Origin of the sequence: Hymenobacter setariae, from assembly GCF_007713685.1 — a bacterium.
GTDB lineage: Bacteria > Bacteroidota > Bacteroidia > Cytophagales > Hymenobacteraceae > Hymenobacter > Hymenobacter setariae.
In genome coordinates, this window is record NZ_VMRJ01000006.1 from 208,965 (window position 1) to 233,492 (window position 24,528).

Below are 24,528 nucleotides of genomic sequence, written 5' to 3' on the forward strand. Positions count from 1 at the left end.
CCTAAATCCATGCCCAGCCGCGTCGTTTTTCTACCACTTCCACCCCAAAATAGCGTAAGTAGTGCACTAATGGCTGCATGCTAGGCAGCACCAATACGGTGAGAATAATATCGCCCTGGGGCAGCGGCAGGCGCAGATATTCGTAGGGCCGCCAAAATACGCCGGGCCAGCGGCAGCGGCTCCACTCCACCGGACCGGGGCCGGGCCAGCCTTGACGCGCGGGGTCGTAGGCCAGCACTTCATTGAGCGCTACTTGCAGGTGACCCTTGGTGGGGTCAAAAACCAAGGTGGTAGCCGCGTTGAGCGTGTAGTAGCGTAGGTGCAGCACTAGGGCTGGGGCAGCTAGGGCTAGCACAGCTCCCAGCAAGCCCCAGGCCAGCCAGCGCTCGGCGGCGGTAGCGGCTAGCAGGTCGGGCCCCGCGGCGGCCAGGCCGGCGCCCACTGCCAGCAGCGGCCACGTAAGTAGCGCTAGTTGCCGGGTAGTGGTGGGGCAGTAAATGGTAGTTTTCTTGCTAAAAATGCTGAGTGCCCAGCGCAACAGCCCCAGCACTACCACCAGGACCACGGCGGCTTCGAGCAGCGAGCGGATAATTTTCATTGCCCCAAAATACGGGCATAGACCGCGCCGAACGCCTGCCCCACTGCTAGGTAGCTGTACTGGGCCACGGCCCGCGCCCGCAGGCGAGCGGGGTCGAAGCGGCCGGCGGGGGCTGCTAGCACCTCGCGCAGGGCTTGGGCTAAGGCTACTTCGTTGCCGGGCGGCACCAGCAGTCCGAGGCTCGGCTCGGGTAGCAACTCGGGCACGCCGCCTACGCGGGTGGCTACGGCGGGCAAGCCGCTAGCCTGCGCCTCGATGAGCACACACGGGAGGTTTTCGTAATTCGAGAACAAAACCAGGCAGGTGGCGCGGCGCATTTCGGCCGCTACCTGGGCTGGGGCCAACTTACCCAAAAACGTGACAATGCCCGTAGTCAAGAGCCCTAGCTCCTGGGCTAGGTGGTGCAGCGCCGCCTCGGCTGGGCCATAGCCCGCCACCCGCAAGCGCAGGCCGGGCTGCTCGCGGTGCAGCTTGGCCACCGTGCGCAGCAAGCCACCTAGGTTCTTGGCTGGCTCGTTGAAGGCGGCTACGTGCAGCAGCCCACTGCGCACGCCTGGCGGGGTAGGGGGATGAAACAACTCGATATCAACCACATTGGGAATGACAGTGGTATGTGCATTGACGCCGCCCAACGCCGCCAGTGCCTGCCCTAGGTCGGCCGAAACGGGCGTGAATGCGGCAGCCCGGCGCACCAGCCAGCCGGCTAGCCAGCGCATGGGCCTGCTCAGCCGGCCTATGTTGATGGGCTGGAAGGCCGTCCAGTGCTCTGTAAGCACATAAGGCGTGCCGTGGCGCCATTGTAGCCACCACGCCCACGCCGCTGGCCGAAACAGCACGTGCGCGTGCACCACCTCGGGCCGGGCGCCGCCCCAGTGGCGCCGTACCGCTCGCAAGCCGCGCTGCTGGGCCAGCAGCCACAGCCCCAGCTTCAGCAGCTTGTCGAGAGAGGCTAGGCCGGTGGGGCGTGCCCGGTAGTAGTAGCGCCAGGTAGGCACCGGCCCGCCTAGGTCGGCTTCCTCTACCAGCAGTGCCGGTAGGGGGCCGCGGGCTACCGTGGCAAACACTACCGCAGCTTGCACCGGCCCGCCATGCGCCGCAATGGCCGCCACGTGCCGGGCCACAAAGTCGCCGTCTTGGTCGTCGTAGCGGTGGGGGTACCACTTGGGCAGGTGCAAAACTCTCACGCCCCGAAAGTAGCAGCGCAGCAAGCCGCTGCCGGCCGCCGCGTCAGATAATGGCGGGGCGCTGCGTTATTTCATGGTACTGAAGCACGCCCTCTGCGAAGTAATGCGCCACCATGCTCTGGCGCGTCAGTTGAGGGTCCAAAATGGGCGAGCCAGCGTGCAATAGATTGGCGTGCCAGACAAGCACATCGCCTTTCTTAGCCAAAAAAGGCTGGCCTACACATGCGTGCTGCTGCAGAAGCTCTTCAATTTTGCGCTCATAGCTTTCGCGGGTATCGTGGCCGAGTTGCAGAGATGTGTTGCCGCTGACAAAATCCTCGCTCATCACGTAGCGGAGCTTGTGGCTGCCTGGGTAAAACAACAGCTCGCCGCTGCCCGCCTCAATATCTTCGAGGGCCACCCACACGGCCACGAGGTAGCCTAGCGGCTCGGTGGTCATGTGAATGCTGTCGCTGTGCGGCTTCTCCTGGCTGCCTCTGATAAAGTTGACGGTCTGAAAAGGCACGACTTCTTTATTGAAAATAAACCTGATGAGAGCCAGCAGCAGCGGGTGATGAAAGATGCCCGCTGCGGCCGGGCTGTGCTTCCAGGCATTAAAAATCTTGCGGCCGGTGAAATTGAACGCAATCTTACCCGCTTCGCGTAGCGCCGTTATTTCTGCGTTCACCGCATCAGCTTCAGCGGCTAGCAGTCCGGGCAAGATAAGGAAGCCATTTTGTGGCCATAGTAGCAGCTGGGCCTGCAGCGCTGCCGGAAACTCGCTAAAGTGCGCCTGCTTCCGAATGGCCTCTGGCGCAATACTATCTTGGTCCAACCACGGCGTATCGGCTGACGGCTGCTTGATATCGGCGTGGGCTACGTGCTGCCACACTGCCTTGCCAATACCTAGGGTTTTGTACAGCTGCTTGTTTTTGGCCAGCCGCAGCAAGTGCGCTAGGTTAAACAACCAATACGTGAAGCGTAGCCGACGTAAAAATCCGGTGTACTGCTCTAGTGCTTTCATGGTGGCTGGCGGTAGTTAGAGAGGGTAGAAGGTGCAATGAAAGTTCTTGGCTATGGTGTATTAGTATTTGATTTACAATTATTTAATCAGAGAGATATTATTTTGTAGTGCAATAGTATTGTTCATCTTTACTTCATAAATAAGCTGGCCTTTGTGAAAGCTGTCAATATATAAGTATTTAATTGTTTTTTAAATGAAAATCAGCTTTTTCTCAGCGTAACCGATGACTTTTTCTACCTAAGCCCACACAATAGGACGGAGGTGTAAAGCAGGCAAAGGCCAAAAAGCAAAAGGGCCCTGGCCCCGCAACAGCGGAACCAGGGCCCAGGCTTCTAGGGTGCCGTAGCTATTAGAAGAGGTAACGCACGCCCAACTGGCCCTGCCAGCGCGAGGCCAGCTGGTCGATGGAGTAGGTAGCTGGCGAGCTGTAGGTGAATGCCGGCCGGTTGTACTGATTGGCGCTGTATGTGGTCGAAATGTTGCCCGCCGCATCGGCGAAGGCTACCTGCGAGAGGCCGGTACCTAGGGTCGAGTTGAAGGTGTTGGGCACGAAGTACTGGCGACCCCAGTTTTTATTGAGCATGTTGCCCACGTTCTGGATATCAAACGAAATCTGGATAGTGTGGCGGGCCGGAATCTGACCGGCTTCGTTGGCCTCCAGTTTGCCCAGCTTGGCCTCTACCATGAAGCGCACGTCAGCTTGGTTGTTCCAAGGTGTGCGAGCGGCGTTGCGCTCGGCATACTGCCCGCGGCGGTTCTTGAGGTAGGGGTCGTTGTCGATAAAGCTGCTCAGGGCTGCGTATTGCGCGCCGCTGGCGTCGATAGCAAAGCCTGTGGGGTTTACGGTAGTAGCTACGCGATTGACGAGGGTGATATCAGTAGCCGAGCCAGGGATGTAAGCGAGCTGTACGTTCTGCTGCCCGTTGCCTAGGAAGTTGTTGTTGTACACCCAGGTATAGGGCGAGCCGCTGGCATAAGTCAGCACCGAGGTGAAGTAGCCCGTGAAACGCTGACCTAGGCCGTGGTGCAGGTTGATGCTAGCTACCACGCGGTGGCGCAGGTCAAAGTTGGAGTACGACAGTGCAGGGTCATTCACGTTCAATGCCGGGTTCAGCTCCCAGTTGCTTTGGGGCGAGTTGCGGATACCATTGCTGATGTCCTTACTCACGCCGTAGGTATAGGCCGCGCTCAGGTCTAGTAGGTTCACGAAGGTCTTGCCCACCGAGCCAGTCAGCTGGTAGCGACGGCCTTGGTTGGTGTTGGTCAGCAAGAAGGCGTTCGAGAAGTTCGTGTTCACCCTAGTAGCGGCGCTGGTAGTGCCGGGGAAGGTATAGCCCGTGTAGCGGGGCGACTGCGTTGGGCCTTGGGCAAAGTAAGTCGCGTTGTCAATCAGGTTGATGTTCTGGAACTTCACATCTTGCAGCACCTCCGTGTACAAGCCCTCTACCGAAGCCCGGAAGCCCATGGGCAGCTTGAAGTCGAAGGCCAGCGACGAGCGCCAGATTTGCGGCATCTTGAAGTCGGGGTCGATGAGGTTGATTTCAGTCGTGTTCTGAACCGAATTTGGCAAGGCAGTCTGCGCGTTTTGATAAATCTGGTCAGGATTCTGGCTGAGCAGTATCTGAGGGCCTTTCGACAAATCGCCGCTAGTGGGCTGAATATTGTTGTAGTCTACCGAGTTGTAGTTGATGCCGTTGTTGTAGTAAGCATAGCCCAGCCACGCAAACGGAATGCGGCCCGTGAATAAGCCCGTACCACCACGCACTACGATGCTGCCATCGCCCTTCACGTCGTAGTTGAAGCCTAGGCGCGGCGACACTTGGATGCGGCCCAAAAGACTGTTGTTAAACTCCGTCCAGCTCCTATGCTGATAGGTCTGGTTCAGGGTGCGGGCGTCGTTTTGCGGGTTGTTCACTAAGGCCGTATTCAGGGCCGGGGCCGTGGGCAGCGAGCTGAGGTCAAAGCGTAGGCCGGGCGTGATTTTTAGGCGGTCGGTCGCGTTCCACTCGTCCTGCAAGTAAGCCGAGTACAGGTTGACATTAAACGAAGCCGACGGGTTGTTGTAGTTATAGTCGTAGCTGTTGTCATTCTTGTTCGACGTACCACGAATACGGGTCGGCTGGTTGTTCAGGAACTGCGACACGCTGTTGTACTCAATGCGGCCATTCCAAGAGTTGATAAAGCCGTAGTCAATCTTATACAGCTCGTTGTGGGTACCTAGGGTCAGCGTGTGGTTGCCCAGGAAGTAGGTCAGGTTGTCGGTGATTTCGAAGGTCTTGGTGCGGGTGTTGAAGATGCTTGCTTCCCGGTCCGAGCCCAGCAAAATTTGGTTCGAGCCGCGATAGTAGGTGCCCGAGTACAGCGTGTTGTCGCCTGCCGAGGGGCCCACATTGTTTATCTGTACTGCTGGAAACAGCGTGCTCTGGCCGCCCAGCAGCGAGCGGTAATCGTGGATGTTGGTATAACCCAGGATGAGGTTGTTAGCAATCTTGCTGCTAAAGTTCGACTTCACTTCCAGTACCGTCGAGTTCTGCAAGTTGTTCTGGTTGAAGTCCTGCGAGCCAAACTTAAACAAGCTGCCCGAGCGCTCTAGGTTGGTCGCGTCCGACTTCACGTAGTTGTGGCGCAGCGCGATGCTCGTCTTATCATCGAGGTTGAAGTCGAGACGGCCGAAAATTTTGTCGCTGTTGGCGTGGATGTTATAGTTGTTGTACTCACCTACGTTGTAGCCGTAAGTGGTTTGCAGCTTGTTGGCAATGAGCTGGGCTAGGTCTTGCGACACTGGCGAGCCAGGCGTGCCTGCGCCATAAAACTGCGGCTCTTGGCGGCGGGCTATTTCGCCGTTTACAAAGAAAAACAGCTTATTTTTCACAATCGGGCCACCTAGGCGGAAGCCCGTCTGGTAGTCGTGGTAGCTGCTGCCGATGCGGCTGCGGTCGTCGTCGATGCTGCGGCCCGTGATACCTTGGTTGCGGCCGTAGCCATACACCGAGCCGTGAAAGTCGTTGGTGCCCGAGCGCGTCACGGCGTTAATCGAGCCGCCCGTAAAGTTGCCCAGCTTCACGTCGAACGGCGCCACCGACGCTTGAATTTCCTGGATAGCGTCGAGCGAAATCGGGTTGGCGCGGGCCGACGAGCCCGGCAGGCCCGAGGTGCCGCCCTGCCCACCTAGGGAAGGCGAAAAGCCAATAGCGTCGTTGTTCACGGCGCCATCTAGGGTAATGTTATTGTAGCGGAATGACGAGCCCGCAAACGAGTTATTCGAGTTGCGCGGGTCGAGGCGCGTAAAGTCCTGAATGCTACGCGAAATAGTGGGTAGCTGCTGAATAGCCTCCTTGCCCACGTTGGTGCCCGCGCCGGTTTTAGTGGCCTGCGTGTTGCCCGTAATAACTACTTCATTCAGGGCCTGCGCTTCGGCGGCCATCGTAAAGTTGAGGCGCGTAGTGTTGCCTAGGGTCAGGTATACACCGCTCACCGTCTGCTCCTTGTAGCCTACGTAGGTTACCGTGACCGTGTAAGGCCCGCCGGGTGCCAAGTTCGGAATGCTGAACCGACCGTCCGACTCGCTGGCCGTGCCGCGTTTGGTGCCAGTGGGCACGTTAGTAGCCACGACGGTAACGCCAATGAGCTCCTCGTTCTTATCAGAAATGACCTTGCCGCTTATCGACGAGGTGGTGACTTGCGCCGAGGCCCAGTGGGCCAGCAGCAAAAAAAGCAGGGTGGTCAGTCGCGTTGCGGGCTGACCTAGGGTACGAATGCGCATAAAAAGGGGGTTAAGCCAATGCGCCTGCAAAGTTCCCCCACGCTATAAGCTAATTAAGACTTCATAAATTATCAAATTATTGGTAATCAACATAAGATGTAATACTGGCGTAACATAGGCGCTAGTGAAGCGGCTCGGAAAGGCACTATATATAATAAGGTGTGTAACGGCCATCCAACTGGTAGCTCTGCCGCCGCAACATCACCGTCTAGCGAGTAAAAACCCTTAGTCGAAGGGTAAATGCCCTCAGTGGCCGTTAAAGGCCCTAGGGCAATAGCTTTGCCACTCACCTTTGTATCACCAACGCTGCTCCTGGCGCCGCTGGCCCAGGCTTCTCCCCGCTATGTTGTTATCCATGACCGGCTTCGGCCAAGCTCACCGCGAAACCGACCGCTACACTGCCACAGTAGAGCTTCGCTCGCTCAATTCTAAAACTCTCGACCTCACCCTGCGCCTACCGCGCTTTTTGCAAGCCCACGAGCTTGAAATCCGCCAGCAAATCACGAAAGCTCTGTTGCGCGGCAAAGTCAATTTCAACCTCGATTTCACCCGTTCCACCACCACTACTTCAGCAGCTGTATCGCTCAATCGCGAGGCGCTGCTCGCCGCCTTTCGCGAGTTGCAAGCCGTGGCCCAGCACCTAGGGTTGTCTACTAGCGAAGAAACCCTACTGGCGGCCCTGCGCCTGCCCGGTGTTATTCCTAGCGCGGCCGAGCAAGCCCAGGCCGCCCAAGCTGAGGCTGGCCCCGCCGACGAGCCCACTTGGGCCGAGCTACAGCCACTGCTCACCGAGGCGCTCGCTGCCATGCAGCAATTTCGCCACGACGAGGGCCAGACGCTTCAGGCCGAGATACTAGGCTATATCGCTACCATCCGGCAGCAGTTGGCCGCTGTAGAGCTGCACGACCCACAGCGCATTGCGCATGTGCGCCAGCGCCTCGCGGCGCATTTGGCCGAGCTTACGCAGCACGAGCAGTTCAACGCTACTCGCTTCGAGCAAGAAGTACTTTACTATATAGAAAAGCTCGACATTGCTGAAGAAAAAGTGCGTTTAGCTGCGCATTTAAACTATTTCGAGTTAGCAATTCAGCAGCCCGATGAGGCAGTAGGCAAGAAGCTGGGCTTTCTGGCGCAGGAAATAGGCCGAGAAATCAATACGATAGGTTCGAAGGCTAATGATGCTACCGTGCAGCACCTTGTGGTGGGCATGAAAGAGGAGTTGGAAAAAATAAAGGAGCAGCTCAACAACATTTTGTGATTACCGCAAAAATAATTTTCAAAAAAACTGCTGCATCTTTCGGATTACGTTTTGCATATTTCTAATAAAATGGACGTGTAGAACGAATAAATTATTGTTATTTTATAAGATGCTTAGCTTTACTTGTTATTAATATAAACTCTGATAATAAGTAACTTATAATAATAAATTGTTTTGCTAAAATTTGATTTGCGGAGAATGAGCTACGTCATTTTCAATTGCAATGAAATTTGGATTTTGCTTGTAACTTAGTTTCCACAAAGGACGAAGAGCTATTTCTACTTACTCACCCTCTTACTTTTTTACTTTTATGAAGTCACTCATACTAACCCTGCTGGTCTCGTTATCGGGCCTGCTGATGGCGGCCCGGCCCGCCTCGGAAATCGAGCTGGTAAAAAAGCGAGTATTGAGCGAGCGCGTAGAAGTACTAATTCCGAAAGGCTTCGAGCTGATGACCGAGCAGCAAATGGATTTTATCTATTCGCACGCCAGCAGCCGGCCCAGCGTAGTGTTCACTAACAACAACTTAGTGACGTTGTCCTTCAACTACTCCGACAACGAAGCCGACCAGGACATGGTCGATGTGTACCAGGCCAACTTCTCCAAAACCTACCACAAGCAGTACAAGCAGACTACTTGGTTTGGTGAGGGTGTGAAGGAGGTTTCGGGCCGCAAAGTGGGTTACCTCGAATTTATGAAGCCGGAGATGGGCCACGAAGTCTACACCTTGGTGTTCTTCACCGACGTGCAAGGCAAGCTCCTCATCTGCACTTTTAACTGCGCCGACCGCCAAAAGCCCGAATGGGAGCCACTGGCAAAGAAAATCTTAAACTCGTTGAAAGCCAACGGGTAAACGATTTCCGCCTCCTGGCGGAAAGTGGGGGATACTTGTGACAGATTATTAGTGCATTAGGCTAACATTATAACAAGACTTATACTATTATTTTAGAAAAAACCCCGGCCGGTTAGCGGTCGGGGTTTTTTAGTGTCGATATGGGTACCTAGGGCCGGGCGCCTAGGTCGTTCAGAAAGTCGCGCACTAGTCCAAAGGCTCCCGCAAACCCCGCCAGTGACAACGCGCCTGGTACGTCGTGTACATCGTGGTAGGCCTGGCTGCCGCCACGGGTATAAAGGAAAAAGGCTGGCACGCCCGCCTCCGAGAAGGGAAAATGGTCGGAATTGGCGGCGCGGCCGCGGGCGGTGAGGCGCGGCAGATAGTGGTGCGCCTCGTTGAGGGCAGTGAGGCGCTGGTAAGCGGGCTCGTAGACTTTTCCATTAACGACGGTAGCGCCTTCCTCACCGGTGCCTAGAAGGTCGAGGTTAACCAAAAACTTAATATGCGGCAGCGGTACCAGCGGATGCGCCACGAAGTAGCGCGAGCCTACTAGCCCCGCCTCCTCAGCCCCAAACAGCAGAAACACGACCGAGTAAATAGGCCGGTTTTCGGGGCGGGCGTAGTGGGCGGCGAGCTCCAGCAACAGTGCCACCCCACTTGCATTATCGTTGGCGCCCGGGAAATAGGTTTTGTTCCCCATCATCCCTAGGTGGTCGTAGTGGGCCGATACTACCAGAAAGCTATCGGGCTGAGTGCGCCCGCGGACGATGGCAGCAAGGTTCTGCGTTTGGTAATTGCGCTTGAGCTCCGCGTCGACGCGAAGCGTAGCGGTGAAAGGAGCGGCGGCATTGCTAGTTTGACCCGGCGGCCATTTGGAAGCCAGCACCTCTAGATGAGGCTGTTTGCCTTGCTGCTCAGCTACGGAAGCGGTTAACTTATTGACCAGTACAAGGCGTGCCTTATACATTCTTTCCCATTTGGCCAATAAATCAGCATTGCTAGGTGCAGTTAATTGGTTTTCCGCACGTTGGCTCAGTACTAAGAATTGGTTTGGCTTGCTGTCTAAGTAACCAGACAATAATTCTCGTGCCTTAGCTTCGCCCCCATACAAAGCTGCGGTGTCGGCTGGGATAAGCGAGGCGGCTGTGGTGGCAGCGCTAGGCGACTCGGGTGATGCAATAAAATCGATGCCTGGGGTGAAGGATACAGCAGGCATAGAAAGCCGACTTTGGTAACCGAGTTGCAGCTCCAGTTTACCCGGAAACGTATTTACATCCAACGTAAACGACTGCATAAAGTCGGGCGCCAGTGGCTGCAAGCCTAGCTGGCGTAGCCGGCCGCGTAGGTACGCAGCGGCCTGGTGCTCGCCGCCCTGCACATAGCCGCGGCCATGCATATTGGGCGCAGCTAAGGCTTCGATAGTGCGGCGGGCGCGGCCTAGGTCAGGCGCCTGGGCCTGGGCCGGACGGACAAAAAAAAGGCTGCTGCTCAAGAGCAGCAGTAATAGGGAAGTAGCCATTTGGCGGCGCGTCCACCAGTGCCAGCCTCCACTGATTAGCAATAGCGCCAGTGCGGCCCCTAAGCTATCACCAACTAGGTCCGACCATTCGGCTTGGCGCCCCACTGCCATGAGGTATTGCAGAATCTCGATAAGGCCTCCGAATAGCACACTGCCTATGAGCACAGGCATAGCTGGCCGTTGAGCCAGCGCGGGCCAGCGACGCTGCTGCCGAAGGGCCACCCAACTCAGCACGGCTAGCACGGCAAAGACCCCCGCATGGGCTGCCGTGTCGAAGGCTAGCAGCTTCCAGTCTGGGGTGCGGGGCATCTCCTTGGCCGGGGTGAGGGTGAGCACCAGCATGATTATCGCCCACAGCACAGGCGGCACGGCGTAGAGTTTTCGGGAAGAGGACTGGGCCATAAGGAGACGCAATAAGCAGCAGAAGCGGGCAAGAGAAAAGAGCCAAAAAGAACGCCATGCCGAACGCAGAGCGTTCCGAGGCATGGCGTTCTGAAGTAGCGTAGGACGGACCTAGGCGCCTACCAATTCGCTGTAAGCGTCGGCGGTCATTAGCTCGTCGATTTCGGCGGGGTTGCCGATAGACATTTTAATAATCCAGCCGTCGCCGTAGGGGTCCGAGTTTACGGTTTCGGGGGCGTCGGCAAGCTTAGCGTTTACTTCGAGCACCGTGCCCGTAATAGGGCTGAACAAGTCAGAAACCGTCTTCACGGCCTCTACGGTGCCGAATACGTCGTGCTGAGCAATATCCTTATCCACAGTATCAACGTCCACGTACACAATGTCGCCTAGCTCGCGCTGCGCGTGGTCGGTGATGCCGATGTACGCCACGTCGCCTTCGACGCGCAGCCATTCGTGGTCTTTGGTATAGTGCAGGGTGGCGGGGAAATCCATGAGGTAAAAGGGGCGCTGAATAAATGAGTAAAGAAGAGGTGCGGCAAAAGTACGTTGCCGCGGGCAGTAGCTATTGATGAAAAAGCATGCAAGGGCCACTTTACTCGTTTGCGTAGCGGCTACTGCAAACTGTAGCGTAGCTGCAAGCCGCCCTCGGTGGTGGCGTTGCGGAAGGCATTGCTCACGCGAGGCTGCGTGATGGTTTGGGTAAAGTAGAATTGAAGATTGAGACGAGCATTGAGCAGGTAGTCGACGGTGGGACGCAGCTGCACCGTGAGGGCGCCGTTGGTAATCTGCGCAGTCGGAATGCCCACGTCGCCCTGTACGGCGGGCGCACCACCCGTCAGGCCCGGAATGGGGTCTACCGAATTTAGAATGCTGCGCTGAATGGTAGTATTGTCGCGAATGCTTAGGTCGAGGCGCGCTTGCAAGTTGTTTTTGAGAACGCGCTGCTCGCCACCCACCCGGAAGGGCAGCCGCAGGCCGGTGGCTGCGTAGCCGATACCAATGGTAAGGTCGGTGGCGTGCACTTCGGTCACCTGGGCGTTGGTGGTGTTCAAAGCCACAGCGCGGCTGGTGGCATATTGCAAGCGGCCAGTTACGTTGTTGACGGTTTGAAAATTGATACCCACCAGCGGGGCTAGGCTTTCCAAGAAGCTAACCTGCCCTACCACGTAGTACGGCACGTACTGGCCAGTGCTGTTAGTGATAAGAGGTATGAGCGCATTAGGCCCAAAATCAGGCTGCTGGCTGTAGTTGGTAGTAGTGGTATAGCTGCCTAGGGTGTATACTGACGAGTATAAGTGATTGATGGTGAACGAGCGGAACAGGTCGCGCATACCCGGCAATTCAGCAAAGGTATTATACTCGAGGCGCCAGTTGGGCAGCGGGAACATACCAAACGGGTTGAAGCGCTTGGCCTCGTAGCCATCCGACGACTTGCCGTGGTAGGCATCCAAGAAGCTCTGAATCAGCACATCCTGCGAATTGAGGCTGTAGAGGCCAGTGGTAGTGCCACCCGCGGCACTAGCCGGGTTAGCCGCCTGCAGCTTGGCTTGCACCGCTGCGCGGTTGGCCACGAAGCGGTCGAAGGCCTTACTGGTTTCGCCGTTGGCGCCTAGGTCACCAAAAAACGTTTGGATGGTGATGGTAGTGGCGCTGAATGAGCCCGTGCCTAGCGCTTGAACAGGGGCTTGTCTTAAATCACCAAAAGGCTGAAGGTAGCCAACTTCTTTATAGGCAACGGCTGAGGTGTCTATTGCATTACGATAGTAAGCTTCGTCGTTTTTGGTGCGCTGCCAGCGGGCATCGAGTTGCACGTTGAAGCCGCGGAAGGGCTCTAGGGCAGTGCGGGCCGCCACGTTATCAGTCAGCAGGGCACTGTAAGCTGTGTTCAAATACTGGCTCGATTGCGTGTACCAGCCCTTGCTGACGGCCTCCTCGTAGAGCGAGGAGAGGCTGTACTGCCGGCCTAGCACAAAGGGAATGCCCGGCGCCAAGCCATCGAAGCTGCCGTCGGTGAGGCCAAAGTAGCGCGTCCTAGGTAGGTAGCCCGGTAGCAGCGTGCCATTGGAGTGGGCGTAGGTAAAGTTGATGCTGCGGGCGGTCATGATGGCCCGCAGGGCAGCCTTCACAAAGCGCAATGGGTCTTTGCGGGCCGTGTCGGGGGCAGCAGGCTGCTGGGGCCGGCCGGGCGGCACCGGCGCGCCCGCCACCGGCTGGGCTGGCCGGGGGCGCGGGGCTGGCTGGGCATTGTTGATGATATTCAGAAACCGCACTTTGTTGTACAGTTTCACCAGGTCAATCTTACCGTTGGCCGTAAACTCGGCGTTGTTCTGCACCGTGTTGCCTAGGTTAATGGCGACGGTGGTTGTGTCGGTCGGGTCTATAGTACCATCAGTGAAGCGCCTAGGGGTAGGGGTGCGGGCGCGCAGGGCGGTAGAGGCCGCCTGCCAGGTATAGTGCGCCGAGTAGCGCACATCGGCCGAGAGCCAGTCGGTGAGCGGAAATTTATCGAGCGGCAGGCGATAGGTGGCCGAGATAGTTTGGTCGAAGTTGGTGGTGCGGCCGCCGCGCAGCAGGTTTTTCCACTGCTGCTCGCGGTTGGCGCGGGCCTCGGGACTGTCGCCAATAGAGCGGCCGATGCCCTCGTCAATTACACCACGGTTGTTAGCGGTGTAGTCAATAGCCAAAGCCTTGGTAACATCCCAGCGCAGGTCATACACCCTATTGATGTAAAACGACTTATAGAATACCCCCGGAATATCGCCCGTGGTGGGCAGCGTGCCCGGCTCCAGCACGCGCTGCAAAAAGCGCTCGTTATAGCGCCGGTCGAGGTCGGTGCGGAACGAGAAGCGGCTCGGCAACGGTGAGAAGTTGACTTCCTTGAAAATCTTAAGGTAAGGGTTGTCGAGCGCCTTGATATTGCTCAGCGGCGTAATGCTGCGCGGGGTAGTTTGGTAGATGTAGGCCAGCGCCGCCGTGTACGAGCGTGAATAGTCGCTCTGGGTGTTGATATCGGAGTGGGTGCGCTCGGTAATGGCGTAGCTCACGGCTACGTTCTCAATGTCCCAGGGGTGCACCTTGGTTTGGGTGGGAGCGCGCTCCTTGCGCACGTTCAGCACCGAGATGCTGCGGCTAGTGGTGCGGTCTACTACCAATTGCTTGTACTCGGCCTTGGCTTGGTCAGTCTGAAACTTGAGCAAGCTTTGCTCTAGCTTGGTGTCGGGGTCGAGAGGGTCGTACTGCGGGGTGCTGATTTGGGTGCTGGCCTGCACCAGCACGGGCACCTTCAGGCGCAGAGCAGACGGTAAAAACTTATCGACGGCTACCGTGGCGTTGAGGTCGCCGCGCACCACATCGCTGGTCGAGCGGGCCTGAGCCTTATCCTGCAAGCCCCCGAAGCCCACGCCCACAAACGAGCCTGTGGCTGTGATGTTGGCTAGGTCGGCCAGTTTCACGTTTAGGCGGGCATTGGCCGCCCAGCCGCCCTGGTTTTCGAAATCAAACACCCGGAGTTCATCGGCCCATAAGCAGAAGGTTTTTACACTGGTATTGCCAACTTTTACGGGGTTGAGCACACCTATCATACAGCCTTGCACCGCCGAAAAGTCGGGGTTGCCCAGGATAGTGATGTAAGCTGTTTTTCCGCTGGGCAGCAGCACTTTCTTTATATAGGGCAGCGTGAGCGGCCAGCCACGCTGGTTGCGCTCAGCCTTGGCATCAATAAAGTCTTGGAAGGCGATGTCTATGTTGTTGCTTTCGGGCCACACGTCAGTCTGAGCCGTTTGGCCAGCCGTCGTGAACGTGAGGGGCAGCGAGTACTCGTAGTAGTTCTGGGTGTAGTCGGTGCCAATGCGCAAAAAGGCCCGTACACTGTCGCCTTCTTGCATGCTGCTCAGTGTATTGGGGTCTTGCGAGTCGGCGTGCAGGTACATGCGTAAGCGCTTATAGCGCAGCATGTTGATAGTGATATTCTTATAAGCTGCCTTAGCATAGCCATCACGCAGTTCCTCCACGCATAGGCGCAGGCTCTGCTCATTTTGCTGGCGCGAAACCGACGACGAGCCGTACTCGATGTCGCGCGTAATACCAGGCGGCTGCACGTAGGGAATGGCGCCGCTGCTGGCGGCCGTGGTTAGGCCGTTTTCCTCTACGCTCACCGTCGACACGTTGAAGGTCTTGGCATCGGTTATCTGCGTAGTTAGGCCACTGTTAGGGTCAGAGATGCGACTCAGAAAGCGGCGCCACTGGTTGGCCACGAACTGCGGCTGCACCATGCGTAGTACTACCGGCTGCTCCCAGCCAGTGAGGTAGAAGCGCATGAAACGAATGTTCTTAAAGTCATTCGGTCCTCTGTTGCCTTGAATGCCGGTGTACTCACGCACTGGAATGCGAAACTGGTAATATGTCACCGTTTCGCCGGTAACCGTTCCCGTAGTATTGGTAACGGGGGCCTCTACTTTGTCAATAATGTAGTTCTCCCCGATGTTAAGCTTGCCTGGGCGCAAATCCATGGTGTACTCATAGTACTGCTCCGAGTCTTGTACTACGTTGTCGCGGTTCAGGTCTTCTTTGTCGGGGTAAGCCGTGGAGCTGAGCTGCGAGTTTTCGGGCGAGTTGCCTTCGTAGTTGTCGTAGTCTTTGTAGCGACCTAGGAGCTGGACGTTGTTCTGAGTATAAAACGGGTCAAGGTGGTGGCGGAAGTCATCGGCCGCCGGGTCGTCAAACGCGTTAAAACCTCCTGGCTTGCCATTCCAAAAAACCTTCTCATCGACATTGCCGAAGCCATCCAAGCCCACATCTTGCAGAGCACGGGCGCCCGCAGCGGCGTTGAACGCATCGGTCAAGAACTGCTGCGTAGTAACGCGGCCCCAGGCGGTGGGTTCTGTATTTTGTGTTGGGTCGGGGTCGGCCGGCGTAGGCAGGCCGTTCTCAAACTCGTGGCGGTTGCCGTCTTTCAGCGCATCTTCGCTCACATTGCCTAGGTTCAGGATAAACCGGCCACCGGGGTTTGTATCCGCATAATAGGGCGTGCTCGAAGCTGGGTCATCTATCCGGGTTAGTTCTCGATTGCTGGCCTTTGCAAAAGGGTCCAGCATCCAGAATTCTAAGTATTCGATGTTGGCATTGTCGAAGTCCGTGTCAAATGTGATACCTCGTGAAATGCCGCCGAAGCGGTTTGCATTGGCAGCGCCTGTGGTGTTGGCAAAGCGGCGGCCATTGCTATCTGAACGGTCAAGGCCGGTCGAGAAGTTATAGGGGCCGCGCTCGCCAGGGTAATAAGCTAGATCGAAGCTGTACTCATAGCCGTTGCCGGTAGTCCCTAGGTCCTTATTGGGAAATATCTCATTGCGAGGTATGCCACGCGTATAAAAGTTGCTGAGCGTAGCGTTCGAAATACCCGATGTGCCGTTGCCGCCTGTATAGTAGCTCTGGTCGATGGTGTACCAGGCCAGCTTGCCGCGCTGGTAGTTACTAGCCAGCCCAGTAGCTGTGCCCAAAATGGGCGCGGGTGTGGCTGCCAGGCGCCAGGCCGGTACCGAGGCCAGCCCGCCGAGGGTGTAGGGCGTGCGAGCATTTTCAAAGTCGTCGATGTAGCTCACGCCGTTTTCGCCGCGCCCCAGCTGGGCCCGGCCGGCAATGAGTTTAGCCACTTCGCCCGTAAAGGCTACCGTCGATACCTCTTTGGTCGAGACGATGGGTAGCATGTCTACTAGCTTGGTCAGCACCCGGCTGTCTTTGCGGAAGCTCACGTCGCCGCCCAGCATGGTATTGTTAGCCGGTTCGTCGCCGATGTTCACGCGGTTGATGCCGGGAGCCTGGTTTTCTAGGATGTGCATGGCCGTGAAGCCAAACAGCGCGTCCTTGTTAGCAGCGTAGTCGAGGCGAGTGCCCACCAGCTTGCGCGGCTGCACCTGCACCAAGGCGTTCTTCTCGAAAGCTATACGCAGCTCGTTGGCCGCGCTGAGATAAGCTGGGTTAAGAATTTTAACCTTAGCCTGGTCATAAAATACTTGGTAATCAACGCCCTCCGTTAGTAGCGTGCTGCCCGAGTACACCTTTACCGAGCCCTGCGCCACCCCAATGCCGGGCAGGCTGATTTCATCAGAGCCTGCCGCGCCTTGGAAGCGCCCACGCAGGAAAAACTTGTCTTTTACTTGCTGCTGTTGCGCATCGCTCTGCGTCTGGTTGTAGAGCGCCTGGTACACATACTTCTGCACCAGCGCCCGCTCAGAGGCCGCTACGGTAGCGTTGGTATTGGTCGTGTCAAACTGCGCCCGCAGGTAAGAGCCAAACGGCTGCACGCTTGGGAAAATTATCTTTCCTAGCTCCGGGTCAATGGTGATACCCGGGAAAAAGTCGAAGTTGCCGTCGGCGTTGCGGTCGTTGTTGGCATTCACCCGGTCTAGCCCCAGCACCTGTATCAGCGGCGTATTCTGAATGCGCGCGCCTTCCTTCAGCGAAATCAAGTCTACGCCGGTGGCGTCGTCCTTGTAAATAATCTGAAGGTTAAAGTTGTCGCGGTTGAGCTGCGAAGCGTTCAGGGGATAGATGTTTTTCATCATCAAATCCCAGGCTGGCGTGTTGCGGGTGCGTAAGTTCGGGTTGAACTGGTTGAAGTTGAGACTCCTATCGTCGTAGGCTACGGTGCCCACACCGGGGTTGGTCGCCTTCAGCAGTTTCAGGAAGATTACTTGGTCCTGCGCTACGTTGCTGTACTCGTTTATCGTTTCGCCCACCGTGTAGGTAGTGCCGTTGTAGATGTACGAGTAGCTGACGCCCAGCACTTGGTCGGGCAGCAGGGCAGTATTCAGGTTGATGTAGCCGAGCTGCGGATTGAAGGTGTACTCGCTGGGAGCCAGCTTGCGGGCGCGTACCCGCTCGTAGTCGAGGTTTTTAATCAGCGCTACCGTGCCCTGCGGGGTGGGCAGGCTACCTAGGTACTGCTCCACGTTCAGGTTGTCGCGGGCAGCCGCGCCACCATTCAGCAGCGCATTATATAGCGAGTTGCCGGGGTTGCGGGCAAAGGGCGCCCCCCCCACGGTCTGATTGAAAAACTGCGAGCGCAACGTACGGTCGCGCCGCGGCTCACCTAGGTCCATCAGGGCCACCACGTTGCGCAGGTTGTCGGTAGTGCGGTTATCGTTGGTCACGTACACCTCTAGGCGGGTGACGGTGATGCCGCTCTGCACCGTGGGCAAACCACGTAGGTTCTGGTCGTACTGGTCGCGGAAGTACTGGGCCAGGAAGAAGTGACGGTCGCGCTCGTACTGGCTGGCTTTGAGCTCGTAGGTGCGGCTTTGAGCACCGTTTTGCACCCGCACCTCGTCGGCCGAGCCGCGTAGTGTAGCCGCCACCGCCGTCACGCCCAGGCGTCCAAATTGTAACTGGGTTTTGATACCGAACAAGTTAGAGCCACCCGTTATCAACGAGTTGTTCAGCGGCATGCTCACGTTACCTAGGTCCAGCTTACGCAGGATGTCGGTAGGCTGCCCCACGTAGTCGAACTTCATCTGGTTGTCGAAGTCGAACGCTGCCTTAGTATCGTAGTTGAACGTGAGCTTGAGTTTGGTACCGACCGTACCGCTCAAGTTCAAGTTCATGTTCTGCTCAAAAATGAAGTCACCTACGCTCTGCTGGCGCAGAGTAAGGGCTGGGTTGCGGTTCGTGTTGAAGCGCGCACCAGCCTTGAGTGTGAGTGAGCCCGCCGGCCGAATGTCGATGTAGCGCCCACCAAAAATGCGGTCGGCTACCGGCCCAATGTCAATCTTCGGAATGAGCCGCTGGGCCTGGGCCGAGCCGGGCTGCGCCCCAGTGCCCGCCACGCCGCCCTGGCTGCGTAAGCGATAGTAGTCGTTGATGGCCTGCCGCTCCTGAAACCGCAGCAGTTCTTCCCGCGTGATTTCGGTGGGGTCACGGTAGTCGATGTCGGTGCCCACCGTTTCGCGCACGTCGTAGCGCTTGAGGCTGTCGTCGGGCGTCACCTTCACCTGCACGCTTTTGGGCAGGGGTAGTACCAGCGGCGAGCGCCGCCGCTGCGGCGAAAAGCGGCTGCCCGGTCGGTCTTGGGTGCGCACCCGCGGCCGGCGGCTGGGGCGGTAGCGGCCCGTGTCGGCCGGCGCGGTTTGAGCCGGTAGGCCTTGCATAGGCAACCCTAGCTGGCCCGCCCACGTAAACACCCCAACTGCTACGCGCGAGTGCCCCGCCGCCCCGGCCGAGCCCGCCCACGCCGCTGCCATAAACACCGACGAGACCAAAGTGGTCGTCAGGATAGTGGCAGGCGTAAGTAATTTATAACCAGCAGATAGTAGAGACTTCAAGCAGATACGAAGGTTCGGCCCCGCCCTACCTAGGTAGGTGTCGCCGGGTTTAAGTAGATAAAGCTAACAGCCTAGGCAACAGCGCTTGCTGCCGCCTAGGCCTAGGTACTGGTAGCTGCCCGGCCGTTTGCCTAGTGCGATTTAAGAGCAAATTTGATAAGCTCTTCCACGCTCAAGTCGTTGCCGTGCTTGTGCTGAATCTGGTCGAGCGTTTTCTCGGCTGCCGCTCGGGCAAACCCCAGCATTACCAGTGCCTGCAACGCTTCCTGGCGCTGGGTATTGTGCTGGCGAGCCAGTGGCACAGTGTCTACGCCGGCCTTAGCTAGCAGCTCGTCTTTGCGCAGCTTGTCCTTGAGGTCGAGTATTACGCGCTGCGCCGTTTTAGGCCCTACGCCCTTGATGCTTTGGATGGCGCGTACATCTTCATTCACGATGGCTTGGCGAATCTCGCCCACACCCATGCTGCTCACCATGATAATGCCCGTGCCCGGGCCGATGCCCGACACCGAAATCAGGTGCAGAAACAGCGCTTTCTCATTAGGGTCGAGAAAGCCATACAGCGTTTGTCCATCCTCCTTAATGTGCTGGTAGGTATAGACCTTAACTTTTTCGTCTTCAGCAGGCAACTTAGAGTAAGTAGCCAGCGAAATTTTTACTTCGTAGCCTACGCCACCGGTGTCGATGATGGCTTGAGTTGGGTCTTTATAGGCAAGTTTACCGTCTAGGTAGGCTATCATAGCAGAGAATACTGGCGGTGGGCCGCCGAGGAAAAGTTGCTTGCCAAGCCTAAGTATGGCCTAGCAAGCGGTTCTTGGCTTTGTACTATCAAAAATAAGCCCTAGGCGACCAAATACTAGCAAGGCGGCCCGAAAGCAAGCTGTCTGCTTTCGGGCCGCCTTAATAAAATAGTAAAACGAGGTTGTCTGCTACTGGCTTACAAGGCCTTACCGCCGCGCTGGGCGTCGGCCACCGCAATGGCCGTCATGTTCACAATCTCGCGTACACTAGCGCCCAACTGCAGAATGTGCACCGGCTTGCGCATGCCCATCAAGATAGGCCCGATTACCTCGGCGCCGCCGATTTCCTGCAACACTTTGTAGGCGATGTTGCCCGATTCTACGTTGGGGAAAATCAGCGTGTTGGCGCCGCGCTCGGCCAGCGGCGAGAAGCCGTACTGCTCGCGTAGCAGCTCAGGATTGAGGGCTACGTTAGCTTGCATTTCGCCGTCGATGAGTAGGTCGGGGTAGCGCTCCTTGGCCAAGGCCGTGGCGGTGCGCATCTTGTCGGGCAGCACGCCCGAATTCGAGCCAAAGTTGGAGTACGAAATAGCCGCCACGCGGGGCTCGGTGTCGAAAAACCGCACGGCCCGCGCCGTCAGGCCAATGATGCCTACCAGCTCTTCAGCGGTGGGGTTAATGTTCACCGTGGTATCGGCAAAGAAGAACGGCCCGCGGCGGTTCTGAATGATGTACATCGAGGCCACCCGGCTCACGCCTTCGGCCGGCCCAATTACTTGCAGCGCCGGCACAATGCTCTTGCCATAGTCTTTGGTGAAGCCGGTGATGCAAGCGTCGGCTGCGCCAGTTTCGACCATCATGGCGGCGTAGTAGTTGCGCTCGCGCATCAGGCGCTTGCCTTCGTAGAGCGTGATGCCCCGGCGCTGGCGCTTCTGGTACAGCAACTCGGCGTATTCGTGGCGCTTCTCATCATTCTGCAAAATGTCGAGAATCTCGCAGCCTTCGAGGTCGATGTTATTCTCCTGGGCAATTGCCTTGATACGGTCTTCCGGCCCTAGCAAGATGGGGTGGGCGATGTTCTCATCGCGCACAATCTGGGCCGCTTTGAGAATTTTGTAGTTATCAGCCTCGGCAAACACCACGCGGCGCGGGCCCGAGCGGGCTGCCGACGTAATGCGGTTCATCAGCTTCTGGTTGACCCCTAGGCGGGCGCGCAGCTCGTCTTCGTAGGCCTGCCAGTCGGTGATGTCGCGGCGGGCTACACCGCTTTCCATAGCCGCCTTGGCCACGGCCGGCGACAGTGTAGTGATGAGGCGCGGGTCGAGGGGCTTTGGAATGAGGTAGGCGCGGCCGAAAGCCAGCGTGTTATCGCCGTAAGCCTTATTCACCATGTCGGGCACCGGCTCCTTGCTCAGCTCGGCCAGAGCGTGCACGGCGGCCAGCTTCATGGCCTCGTTGATTTCGGTAGCGCGCACGTCCAAGGCTCCCCGGAAAATGTAGGGGAAGCCCAGCACGTTGTTTACCTGGTTGGGGTGGTCCGAGCGGCCGGTGGCCATAATCAGGTCGGGCCGGGTGCTCATCGCTAGGTCGTAGCTGATTTCGGGGTCGGGGTTAGCCAACGCAAACACGATGGGGTTGTCGGCCATCGTCAGCAGTAGCTCGGGCGGCAGCACGTTGGCCGCCGACAGACCTAGAAACACGTCGGCACCTTGCAGCGCCTCGGCCATTGTGCTAATGGGCCGGTGGGTGGCAAAGCGCATCTGCATGTCGGCCAAGTTGGTGCGGCCGGGATTGATGATGCCGTCTTTGTCAAAGACAACCACGTTTTCGAGCTTGACGCCTAGCTCTAGGTACAGGCGTAGGCACGAAACCGCTGCGGCACCCGCGCCGCTCACCACCAGCTGAATCTCGTCTATCTTCTTGCCCACGATTTCCAGTGCGTTCAGCAGGGCGGCCGATGTGATGATGGCCGTGCCGTGCTGGTCGTCGTGCATCAGCGGAATGTTCATTTTCTCTCGCAGCTCGGTTTCGATGCGGAAGCACTCCGGCGCCTTGATATCCTCCAAGTTGATGCCGCCAAACGTGGGCTCTAGGGCCTTCACGATGCGGATAAACTCGTCAGGGTCCTGCGCGTCAATCTCAATATCAAAGCAATCAATACCCGCGAACTTCTTGAACAGTACGCCTTTGCCTTCCATCACGGGCTTCGACGCGGCCGGCCCAATGTTACCTAGGCCGAGCACGGCCGTGCCGTTGGAGATAACCGCTACTAGGTTGCCCTTGGCGGTGTACTTGTACACATCGTCAGGATTTTTGGCGATTTCCTTGCAGGGCTCGGCTACGCCCGGCGAGTAGGCCAGCGCTAGGTCGAGCTGGGTGCTCACGGGCTTGGTGGGTACTACCTCGATTTTGCCCTGGGGGCTAAGCTCGTGGTAGGCGAGCGCGTCTTGCGGATTGATTTTGAGCATGGTGGGAAGTTAGACCAAACAGAAACGGCCGCGAACCAATCGCGGCCGTTCGGCAAAATTACACTTTATTCGGCGGGCGCTACCCGCCCACCACTAGCTTTTGGCCCGGTTTTACCTGGTCGGTAGCTAGGTGGTTGAGGCGTTTTAGCTGAGCCAGCGTCAGTCCAAAGCGTTTGGCGATGCTAAATAGCGTATCGCCGGGCTGCACAGTATGCGTTTCCAGTGCGGGGGTGGCAAGGCTGTGCTTGGCATGGCGCGGCGTCTGGGCTACTGCTGGTAGGGCGGTGGCATCGGCGGGCGCAGCCAGGTGCAACTGCTGCCCTGCCATCACGGTTTCGGTGGTTAGCTTATTCCAGGCCTTCAGCTGCTCGATGCTGACGCCTTGTGATTGCGCCAGCTTGGTGAGGTTGTCGCCCGGCCGCACAGTATAGAGTACTGTAGCTGCTTCGGTTTTTTCTTCCCTAGGTCGGCGGCTGTCAGCCTGCGGCCGGCCAGTGGGGCGTCCTTCGGCAAGCGCGGCACGGCTGAGCCGTGGTGTAGCCACAGTCTCTTCGGAGGCTAGGGACGCATCGGAGGTAGTAGCGAGCTCCGGCTGCGGAGCAATGACGCGCGTTTCGCGGCGCTTGGTGGTGCGCGCAGGCTGTTGTACTAGTGCTACAGTAGCAGTGGCTTCGGTGGCCGCCGAGTCGGTGGGCATACCTAGGCGCGTGGCGGCAGTAGCCTTGGCTGCGACGGCCGCCTGCGCAATAGATAGGCGGCGCTGAGCCTCAGCCCGGGCTGCCAGCTGCTTTTTCACACGAGCCAACTCCTGGGCCTGGGCTATCTCGCGGGCAGCGCGCTCCTGGGCTTGGCGGGCGTAGCGCGCATTAGCAGCGGCTAGTAGCAGCGCAGTGCTGTCGGTTGGGGCAGCGCGGCGTAGCGTGGCCACCGTTACGGGGGGCGGCGCAGCTGCTGCTATTATGGCCTGATTGGCAGCCAGAGCTGAGGGCACTGGAGCGGGCACCATTACCAGCAGCTGACGACCGGGCTTCAGCGGCTGCTCTTTGCGTAGGCCGTTCCACTTACGCAGTTGGGCTGGGCTCACGTGGTATTTCTCAGCCACGGTGACTAAGGTTTGCCCGCGGTGCAGCGTGTGCGTGAGCCGCCGGAAGCGCGGAGCGGCTTCTTCATAAGAAGTGCGGGCCAATTGTGTGTTGGTCGGCCAAGGCTCGACGCCCGCTAGCCGAACAAACAGCGGCGACAGCGGCCGTGGTAGCTCGGCCGCAGGCTGGCAGTAAGCTAGCAGCGTAGGGCGGTCTACATCACCTAGGTGCTCGCGCGCCGCCGCCGGAAACCGCAGCACATAGGGCCGGTAGCCGGCTGGTAGGCTAGCGCGGCGCAGTTCGGGGTTGTAGCGGGCCAGGGCCAGCGAGTCGTCGTAGCCCAAGGCCCGGCTGAGGCGGCGCAAGTCAAGCGCTTGCCCGTGCAGCGTCAGCGTGTCAAGCTGCTCGTAGTGCTGGTAGCGCAATGCTGGGCTATGCAGGTCGTGCTCCTTGGCGTAGGTCATGGCGTACATGATGGCCGTGAAAGTGGGCACGTAGTTGCGTGTTTCGGCGGGCATGTGCGGGTACATATCCCAGAAATTGCGCTTGCCCGTCTTGCGGATTACCCGCTGCACATTGCCCGTGCCCCAGTTGTAGGCGGCCAGCACTAGTTCCCAGTCGTGAAACGTCCGGTAGAGGTCACGTAGATATTTGCAGGCTGCCTCCGTCGCCTTTTCGGGGTGCATGCGCTCGTCTACCCATTCATCACGCTTCAGGCGTAGGTCGTTAGCAGTGGGCGGCATAAACTGCCACAGGCCCACGGCACCAACCCCCGACTTGGCCGTGGGTATAAGAGCCGATTCTACTACCGATAAATATTTCAGCTCGTCGGGTAGGTTATACTTGGCTAGGTACTTCTCAAAAATTGGGAAGTAAAAATCCCGACGCTCTAGCACACGCTGGGTATAGCCGCGCTGCCGCTCCGTAAAAAGCCGCACGTAGGCCATCACGGCATTATTAAATTGGTGCGGCGCCGCCGTTTCAAAGCAGCTCATGCGGTCGCCTACTAGCTCTTGCAGCGTGGTCGGGGTTTGCAGCCAAGCTAGGCGGGCCGAATCCACCTGAAGCTCGATAAGGGGCTCAGCGGCCAGCGAGTCAATGGTAGCGGCAGGCAGGTCAACTAATTGGCGAACAGTATCCAACGGTGCGGCCTGTTGGGGGCGGGGCACTCGCTGAGCGGCTGCCGGCAGCGCTCCTAGTGCCAGGGCCCACACGAGTAACCGGCCTGTCAAACGACCCCGCAAAGCAGGGCGATTGGCCGACGCGGGTACTTGGTGCAATACTTTCATTAGGCTAAGGTAAAATACAAGTTCTGAACAGCCTAACCGTTAGCAAGCCTTGCTAAAAAAATGACTGACCGCGCA

The 24,528-nt window shown here is 57.8% G+C and carries 12 protein-coding genes; 2 read left to right on the plus strand and 10 right to left on the minus strand.

All coding sequences use genetic code 11. From position 1 onward, the window contains the following. Nucleotide 1 precedes the first annotated feature (1 nt). From FNT36_RS21655 to FNT36_RS21670, 4 genes are all read right to left on the minus strand, one after another. Nucleotides 2-598, minus strand: coding sequence for a hypothetical protein (locus tag FNT36_RS21655; protein ID WP_144852046.1), 597 nt, complete (start codon nt 596-598; stop codon nt 2-4). Further along, nucleotides 595-1,782 (minus strand): glycosyltransferase, encoded by a 1,188-nt coding sequence (locus tag FNT36_RS21660; RefSeq protein WP_233636134.1) that lies wholly within the window; start codon nt 1,780-1,782, stop codon nt 595-597. The genes FNT36_RS21655 and FNT36_RS21660 overlap by 4 nt, the downstream gene beginning before the upstream one ends. A gap of 43 nt (nt 1,783-1,825) precedes the next feature. Beyond that, on the minus strand, nt 1,826-2,785 hold the full coding sequence (locus tag FNT36_RS21665; protein ID WP_144852050.1) for a phytanoyl-CoA dioxygenase family protein: 960 nt from the start codon (nt 2,783-2,785) through the stop codon (nt 1,826-1,828). 349 nt (nt 2,786-3,134) lie between these two features. Beyond that, a complete protein-coding gene (locus FNT36_RS21670) occupies nt 3,135-6,548 on the minus strand; it encodes a TonB-dependent receptor (RefSeq protein WP_144852052.1) in 3,414 nt (1,137 codons plus the stop codon). Nucleotides 6,549-6,891: 343 nt separating this feature from the next. Here FNT36_RS21670 and FNT36_RS21675 point away from each other — a divergent pair, with 343 nt between their 5' ends. Beyond that, nucleotides 6,892-7,806: a YicC/YloC family endoribonuclease gene (locus FNT36_RS21675; RefSeq protein WP_144852054.1), complete on the plus strand. Its 915-nt coding sequence runs from the start codon at nt 6,892-6,894 to the stop codon at nt 7,804-7,806. Between the two features lie 310 nt (nt 7,807-8,116). After that, entirely contained in the window at nt 8,117-8,659 is a 543-nt protein-coding gene (locus tag FNT36_RS21680; protein ID WP_144852056.1) for a hypothetical protein, read from the plus strand. 148 nt (nt 8,660-8,807) lie between these two features. Here FNT36_RS21680 and FNT36_RS21685 read toward each other — a convergent pair whose 3' ends face one another. The 6 genes from FNT36_RS21685 to FNT36_RS21710 all read right to left on the minus strand — a co-directional run bounded on the left by FNT36_RS21685 (nt 8,808) and on the right by FNT36_RS21710 (nt 24,453). Beyond that, nucleotides 8,808-10,562 (minus strand): VanZ family protein, encoded by a 1,755-nt coding sequence (locus FNT36_RS21685; RefSeq protein WP_233636135.1) that lies wholly within the window; start codon nt 10,560-10,562, stop codon nt 8,808-8,810. A 111-nt stretch (nt 10,563-10,673) separates the two neighbouring features. Next, on the minus strand, nt 10,674-11,054 hold the full coding sequence (gene gcvH, locus FNT36_RS21690) for a glycine cleavage system protein GcvH (protein ID WP_144852060.1): 381 nt from the start codon (nt 11,052-11,054) through the stop codon (nt 10,674-10,676). A 119-nt stretch (nt 11,055-11,173) separates the two neighbouring features. Beyond that, on the minus strand, nt 11,174-18,877 hold the full coding sequence (gene sov, locus FNT36_RS21695) for a T9SS outer membrane translocon Sov/SprA (RefSeq protein WP_233636136.1): 7,704 nt from the start codon (nt 18,875-18,877) through the stop codon (nt 11,174-11,176). Nucleotides 18,878-19,008: 131 nt separating this feature from the next. Continuing rightward, complete coding sequence (ruvA, locus tag FNT36_RS21700) at nt 19,009-19,614, minus strand: Holliday junction branch migration protein RuvA (protein WP_144852062.1); 606 nt, start codon at nt 19,612-19,614, stop codon at nt 19,009-19,011. Between the two features lie 197 nt (nt 19,615-19,811). Continuing rightward, complete coding sequence (locus FNT36_RS21705) at nt 19,812-22,082, minus strand: NADP-dependent malic enzyme (RefSeq protein ID WP_144852064.1); 2,271 nt, start codon at nt 22,080-22,082, stop codon at nt 19,812-19,814. Nucleotides 22,083-22,161: 79 nt separating this feature from the next. Further along, a complete protein-coding gene (locus FNT36_RS21710; RefSeq protein ID WP_144852066.1) occupies nt 22,162-24,453 on the minus strand; it encodes a LysM peptidoglycan-binding domain-containing protein in 2,292 nt (763 codons plus the stop codon). Between the last annotated feature and the right edge of the window lie 75 nt (nt 24,454-24,528).

Coding starts and splice junctions, on each gene's coding strand:
- FNT36_RS21655 (WP_144852046.1), bottom strand. CDS start 598: ATGAAAATTATCCGCTCGCTGCTCGAAGCCGCCGTGGTCCTGGTGGTA.
- FNT36_RS21665 (WP_144852050.1), bottom strand. CDS start 2,785: ATGAAAGCACTAGAGCAGTACACCGGATTTTTACGTCGGCTACGCTTC.
- FNT36_RS21670 (WP_144852052.1), bottom strand. CDS start 6,548: ATGCGCATTCGTACCCTAGGTCAGCCCGCAACGCGACTGACCACCCTG.
- FNT36_RS21675 (WP_144852054.1), top strand. CDS start 6,892: ATGTTGTTATCCATGACCGGCTTCGGCCAAGCTCACCGCGAAACCGAC.
- FNT36_RS21680 (WP_144852056.1), top strand. CDS start 8,117: ATGAAGTCACTCATACTAACCCTGCTGGTCTCGTTATCGGGCCTGCTG.
- FNT36_RS21685 (WP_233636135.1), bottom strand. CDS start 10,562: ATGGCCCAGTCCTCTTCCCGAAAACTCTACGCCGTGCCGCCTGTGCTG.
- gcvH (WP_144852060.1), bottom strand. CDS start 11,054: ATGGATTTCCCCGCCACCCTGCACTATACCAAAGACCACGAATGGCTG.
- ruvA (WP_144852062.1), bottom strand. CDS start 19,614: ATGATAGCCTACCTAGACGGTAAACTTGCCTATAAAGACCCAACTCAA.
- FNT36_RS21705 (WP_144852064.1), bottom strand. CDS start 22,082: ATGCTCAAAATCAATCCGCAAGACGCGCTCGCCTACCACGAGCTTAGC.
- FNT36_RS21710 (WP_144852066.1), bottom strand. CDS start 24,453: ATGAAAGTATTGCACCAAGTACCCGCGTCGGCCAATCGCCCTGCTTTG.